Origin of the sequence: Microbacterium sp. (assembly GCF_047972865.1) — a bacterium.
Taxonomy (GTDB): domain Bacteria; phylum Actinomycetota; class Actinomycetes; order Actinomycetales; family Microbacteriaceae; genus Microbacterium.
On the sequence record NZ_JBKEAY010000161.1, the window covers coordinates 1 to 5,669 of the forward strand.

The 5,669-nt window shown below is 70.6% G+C and carries 4 protein-coding genes and 2 pseudogenes; all 6 read left to right on the forward strand.

Features of this window, described 5'->3' with window-relative positions; translation table 11 throughout:
• A pseudogene (locus tag ACK5KK_RS09845) lies at window positions 1–939 on the forward strand (hypothetical protein); the annotation flags it as partial.
• 39 nt (window positions 940–978) lie between these two features.
• Window positions 979–2,730, forward strand: coding sequence for a proline--tRNA ligase (locus ACK5KK_RS09850; RefSeq protein ID WP_416889908.1), 1,752 nt, complete (start codon window positions 979–981; stop codon window positions 2,728–2,730).
• Window positions 2,731–2,793: 63 nt separating this feature from the next.
• The gene (locus ACK5KK_RS09855; RefSeq protein WP_416889909.1) at window positions 2,794–3,879 is read left to right on the forward strand and encodes a TIGR00730 family Rossman fold protein; all 1,086 of its coding nucleotides are present in this window, start codon (window positions 2,794–2,796) and stop codon (window positions 3,877–3,879) included.
• A gap of 57 nt (window positions 3,880–3,936) precedes the next feature.
• A complete protein-coding gene (gene nusA / locus ACK5KK_RS09860) occupies window positions 3,937–4,926 on the forward strand; it encodes a transcription termination factor NusA (RefSeq protein WP_416889910.1) in 990 nt (329 codons plus the stop codon).
• A gap of 9 nt (window positions 4,927–4,935) precedes the next feature.
• Window positions 4,936–5,232: a YlxR family protein gene (locus tag ACK5KK_RS09865; protein ID WP_416889911.1), complete on the forward strand. Its 297-nt coding sequence runs from the start codon at window positions 4,936–4,938 to the stop codon at window positions 5,230–5,232.
• A gap of 57 nt (window positions 5,233–5,289) precedes the next feature.
• A pseudogene (locus tag ACK5KK_RS09870) lies at window positions 5,290–5,669 on the forward strand (translation initiation factor IF-2 N-terminal domain-containing protein); the annotation flags it as partial.

Sequence of the window (5,669 nt, forward strand, 5' to 3'; positions counted from 1 at the left end):
CCGTCGCCGACGCCCTCGCCCACCCGGTCGCCCACGCCCGCGACCCAACCGACGCCCACCGAGGCCGCCACGCCCACCGCCGCCGTCATCCTGTACGGCGGATCGTGCGATGGCCTGCTGCCGCCGCCGGAGGTCGATCAGGTCCTCGGCGACGCGCACGCGGTGCCCGACACGGTGGCCGCGCCGCACATCGCCACGCTCGGCGGGCTCCGTTGCCGGTGGACGGGGGACGCCGGTGTGCTCTCGGTGCTCGCCTATCCGGCGGGCGTGATCGATCTCGCCACCGCCGAGAAGTACGCCGCACCGGTGTGCGAGAGCTTCGACTACGACGCGAACGGGTGCCGCGTCGCCGTCGACGCGGAGCCGGCGTGGGCGCTCGTGACGATGTCCACCGCTACCGGGGGCCCGTGGGAAGAACCACCGGCGCAGCTGTCGGCGGCCGCCGAAGCCGTGTCGGTGTCGTTGGCGGCGGCCCGCGGGACCCGTGCGAGCGTGACTGACGCGTGGTGGCGCACCGACTGCCCCGCCGTCGCGGCCGCTGTGGATCTGCCCGCCGCCCTCGGACTGGACGCCTACGATCCCGGTTTCCCCGTCGATGGCGGTGAAGACGTCGACGCCGCCATCGGACGTGCCGCCGGCAGCGCGATCGGGCCGTGCCAGTGGTCGGGCTTCGATGCCTCCGGCGCCGCGCGCGGCATTCAGATCTGGGCGTATCCCGGTGGCGCGGATGCGTGGGACGCGTATGTCACCGCGCTCGCCGGGCCGACCGAGATCGAGGTCGCCGGGGCTCGGGCCGCCGTCACCGCCGAGGTGCTCGGCGAGACCCGCGTCGTGTCCACCGACGGGACGAATCTGCTCGTCGTCGACACCGGGTACCTCGACCCCGACGCCGATCCCGCGGTCGTCGTCGCAGACGTCCTGGCCGCGCTGGCGGAGTGACCTCATCGGCGTGCACGCGCGCGGCTAAGCTTGTGGCTCGTGGTCACCCGTCTCTCCCGCTACTTCCTCCGCACGCTCCGTGAAGACCCGGCGGATGCCGAGGTCACCAGCCACAAGCTGCTGGTCCGTGCCGGCTACATTCGCCGCGCCGCCCCCGGCGTGTTCACCTGGCTCCCGTTGGGCCTGCGGGTGAAGGCGAAGATCGAGGCCGTGATCCGCGAGGAGATGGCCGTCGCGGGGGCGTTCGAGGTGCACTTCCCGGCGCTGCTCCCGCGCGAGCCGTACGAGGCCTCCGGGCGCTGGACCTCCTACGGCGATGGCATCTTCCGGCTGCACGATCGCCGCGGAGCGGACTACCTGCTCGCGCCGACGCACGAGGAGATGTTCACCTTGCTGGTGAAGGACCTCTACGCCTCGTACAAGGACCTTCCGCTGACGATCTACCAGATCCAGGACAAGTACCGCGACGAGGCCCGGCCGCGGGCCGGACTGCTGCGCGGACGCGAGTTCACGATGAAGGACGCGTATTCGTTCGACCACACCGACGCAGGGCTGGACGCCTCCTACCAGGCCCAGCGCGACGCCTACGAGCGCATCTTCCAGCGGCTGGGACTGGAGTACGTCATCGTCGCCGCCGACAACGGGTTGATGGGCGGCGCCCGCAGCGAGGAGTTCCTGCACCCCACGCCGGTCGGTGAGGACACCTTCGTCCGCTCCGCAGGGGGCTACGCGGCCAACGTCGAGGCCTTCACGACCACCCCGCCCGCGCCGATCCCGTTCGACCCGGCGGGTGCACCGGTGCCGTTCGACTCACCGAACACCCCGACGATCGAGACCCTGGTCGCGCACTGCAACGCGCACCTGGAGGGCACCTACACCGCCGCCGATACGCTCAAGAACGTCGTCCTCGCCCTCACCCACCCCGATGAGCGACGTGAACTGGTCGTCGTGGGCATCCCCGGCGACCGCGACGTCGACGACAAGCGCGCCGAAGTCGCGTTCGCGCCGGCGGTCGTGGAGGCCGCCACCGTGGAGGACTTCGAACGTCACCCGCTGCTGGTGAAGGGGTACATCGGGCCGTGGTCGGCCGCCGGCGCGGTGCTCGGCGAGGAGTCGGCCACCGGCATCCGCTACCTGCTGGACCCACGCGTCGTCGACGGTACGGCGTGGATCACCGGCGCCAACGTCGATCAGACCCACGCGCACTCCGTCGTGGCCGGTCGTGACTTCGGTGCCGACGGGTTCGTCGAGGTGGCCAGCGTGTGCGCCGGCGACCCCGCGCCGGACGGCTCCGGTCCGGTGGAACTGGCCCGCGGCATGGAGATCGGGCACGTGTTCCAGCTGGGGCGCTTCTTCGCCGAGACCCTGGGACTGCAGGTGCTCGACGAGAACGGCAAGCGCGTGACCGTCACGATGGGCTCGTACGGCATCGGTGTCACCCGCATCCTCGCGATCCTCGCTGAACTGAACAACGACGAGAAGGGGCTGGTGTGGCCGGCATCGGTCGCTCCGTTCGACGTCCACATCGTCGCCACCGGCAAAGATGCCGTGGCCTTCGAGCTGGCCGAGCGACTGGCGGACGAGGCCGAATCGGCGGGACTGGAGGTGCTGTACGACGACCGTCCCAAGGTGTCGCCCGGCGTCAAGTTCGGCGACGCGGAGCTGGTCGGCGTGCCGCGCATCCTGATCGTCGGCCGAGGTGCGGCCGACGGCGAGGTGGAGGTGTGGGACCGGCGCAGCGGACAGCGCCGTGTGCTCCCCGCCGCGGAGGCCGTCGCCGCGCTCGCCTGATCTCGGCGCGGATCGTTCACCCCGCGGCCACCGGCTGTTCGCCGGGCGTGGCAGGCTGAGCACATGGCACCACCCGCTGCGGCCCCCGTCCCGCCCGAGCTGACCGCCGCCGCCGACGCGCTGATCGCCGAGGTCGGCATCACCGCCGACGCCGACCTGATCCGCCGCATCCTCACCACGGGGGTCGGGCTCGGCATCGATCACGCCGACCGCCTCGACCTGAAGATCACTTCGGCGGCACTCACCGAGATGCGCGCCGCGTTCGACTTGTTCGCGCCGTATCGCGAGGTTCCCAAGGTCACCGTGTTCGGCTCGGCACGCACGAAACCCGACTCGATGCTGTACCGGCAGGCGTCGGGGGTCGCCCGTGCCCTCGCCCACCGCGGCTGGATGGTCGTCACGGGGGCCGGGCCCGGCATCATGCAGGCCGCCGCCGAAGGCGCCGGGCCCCGGCGCTCGCTGGGGGTGTCGATCCGGCTGCCGTTCGAGGAGAAGCCGAACCCGGTCATCGCCGCCGGTGCGAACAACGTCGCCATGAAGTACTTCTTCACCCGCAAACTCATGCTCGTGAAGGAATCGCAGGGGTTCGTATGCGTCCCGGGCGGTTTCGGCACCCTCGACGAGATGTTCGAGTTGCTCACCCTGCAGCAGACCGGCAAGGCCGAGCCCGCCCCGATCGTGCTGCTCGATGAGCCGGGCGGCACGTTCTGGACGGGGCTGCGCGGCTACGTCGACGACCACCTCGTCCCCGCCGGGGTGATCTCGCCCGGCGACTTCGATCGCGTGCGCGTCACCGACTCGGTGGAGGCGGCCGCGGAGGAGATCGCCGGCTTCTGGCGCAACTACGACTCGCTGCGGTGGGTGGGGGCGCGGTTGGTGCTGCGCGTGCGCCGGACCCCGACGCCCGCCGAGGTCGACGACCTGAACACGAGGTTCGGCACGCTCCTGGCGGTCGGCCGCATCGAGAGCCGCGGCCCGTTGCAGCCCGAACGGGAGGACGGCGACCGGCTGGAGCTGCCGCGATTGGTCCTGCAGCCCGACCAGTTCCAGGTGGGTGAGTTGCACCGTCTCATCCGGGCGATCAACGCCTTGGACTCGGCTGCGGATCCGGACGGTGAGCGAGGGGCGGGGCGGGAGCGAATCGGGTAACGTTTACGGGATGCCGCCGTGATGCGCCGGCGGTGAGAAGTGAAAAGGGAGGTCCCCGTGGACATCGATCTCGGACTGCTGCGGAACATCGAGCGCGAGAAGGACATCCCGTTCGCCGAACTGGTCGCGATCATCGAGCAGGCGATTCTCACCGCATACGCCAAGCACACCTCTCCCGACGGCGATGCGCCGCACGGCGCCCGCGCTCAGCTCGACCAGAAGTCCGGTCACGTCGCGGTGTTCGTCCCCGTCCTCGACGATGACGGCGCCGTGATCGGAGAAGAGGAGAGCACGCCCGACGACTTCGGCCGTATCGCGGCGTTCGCCGCCAAGCAGGTCATCAGTCAGCGGCTGCGCGACATCGCCGACGACGCGGTGCTCGGGGAGTTCCGCGGCAAGGAGGGCGACATCGTCGCCGGTGTCGTCCAGCAGGGGCCGAACCCCCGCATGGTGCACGTGGACCTGGGCAGTGTCGAGGCGATCCTGCCGCCCGAGGAGCAGGTAGCGGGGGAGGAGTACCCACACGGGTCGCGGCTGCGCGTCTACGTCACCTCAGTGTCGAAGGGGACCAAAGGCCCCTCCATCACGGTCTCGCGCACCCACCCGGGCCTGGTGCGCAAGCTGTTCGCCCTCGAAGTCCCCGAGATCGCAGCCGGGCTCGTCGAGATCGTCTCGCTGGCGCGCGAGGCAGGGCACCGCACCAAGATCGCCGTCGCCGCCAACGACCCCTCCATCAACGCGAAGGGCGCGTGCATCGGCGAACTCGGCCGCCGCGTCCGTGCCGTGACCGAAGAACTGGGCGGGGAGAAGATCGACATCGTCGACCACGACCCCGACCTGGCGACCTTCGTCGCCAACGCGTTGTCCCCGGCGAGGGTCACCTCCAGCTTCGTTCTGGACGCCGACACCAAGGCCGTGCGTGCCCTCGTTCCCGACTACCAGCTGTCGCTGGCGATCGGTAAGGAAGGGCAGAACGCACGTCTGGCGGCCAAGCTCACCGGCGCCAAGATCGACATCCAGCCGGACTCGATCTTGGAGGGCGCGTAACGGGGTAGGATGGAACCCGTTCGAACGTGCGTGGGATGCCGCGCACGTGCCCCGCGATCCTCCTTGCTGAGGGTCGTCGCCCGCAACGGCGAACTCATCCCGGATGAGCCTCCCGTCCTACCGGGTCGGGGTGCGTGGGTGCATGACACGGACGCCTGCGTGGACGCCGCCATCCGGCGCCGCGTGTTCGGACGCGCATTGCGTGTTGCGGGGACGCTGAATCCTCAGTTGCTCACAGCACGGACCGATACAAGACCAGCGAAACGGCTGAACGGCTATGGACACAAAGTGAACGGCTCGAAATGAGTCCCGTCCGCACGTAATGGTCCGCCCTGTCCGGGGTGGGCCCCAGACAGGAGAATTGTGGCAAAACCACGCGTACACGAGATCGCTTCCGAGCTCGGCGTCGACAGCAAGGTCGCGCTTGCGAAGCTGAAGGAACTCGGCGAGTTCGTCTAGAGTCCGTCGTCGACGATCGAACCCCCCGTGGCCCGAAAGCTGCGCGCGGCTCTCGAGGCCGCCGGTGCCAGCAAGGCCGCGGCGGCCCAGGCGGCCCAGGCCAAAGCCGCCCCCGACACGGCGTCGGCGCACACGCCGGCGGCCGTTCCGACTCCCGGCGCGAAGCCGGCGCCCGCTCCCAAGCCGGGGGCGAAGCCGAGCGCGAAGCCCAGTGCCGCTCCGGTCGCCGCCCCGGCGGCACAACCCGCGGCGACCCCGGCCGCCGCCCCGACCCCCGCGCCGGT

Excerpts from the sequence above, each read along its gene's own strand:
- ACK5KK_RS09855 (WP_416889909.1), top strand. The coding sequence starts at position 2,794 with ATGGCACCACCCGCTGCGGCCCCCGTCCCGCCCGAGCTGACCGCCGCC.
- ACK5KK_RS09865 (WP_416889911.1), top strand. The coding sequence starts at position 4,936 with ATGGAACCCGTTCGAACGTGCGTGGGATGCCGCGCACGTGCCCCGCGA.